Annotated in this window: 1 protein-coding gene; it reads right to left on the bottom strand. The window is 45.0% G+C overall.

All coding sequences use genetic code 11. The features are described 5' to 3' along the window. The coding region (locus AB4585_RS22980) for a hypothetical protein (protein WP_372171116.1) at positions 1-251 on the bottom strand (251 nt) is incomplete at both ends.

The raw sequence follows: 251 nt of genomic DNA on the forward strand, positions 1-251 counted from the left end.
CTAAGGTCGTTGCCTTTTGTGGTTTGCATTGCCATGAAGGTGTTATCAGAAGTCACATTCCCGAAGTCTTTAATGCTCAGAATATCATTGCGAGAGATTTCCTTTAGTGTATCAATTCGGTGTACCGCTAATAGCTTCTTACTTGAGCCTCTTCCAAGTTTACCGATGCCTAAAGAGCCGAGTAGAAGGTAATCGGGCATTGGTGAGGTCGTGGCTTTCTTGATGTCGGTGATCAAGTTCGTAGCATCGCC

It is taken from the genome of Vibrio sp. 10N.222.49.C9 (genome assembly GCF_041474985.1).
Classification (GTDB): Bacteria; Pseudomonadota; Gammaproteobacteria; order Enterobacterales; family Vibrionaceae; genus Vibrio; species Vibrio crassostreae_C.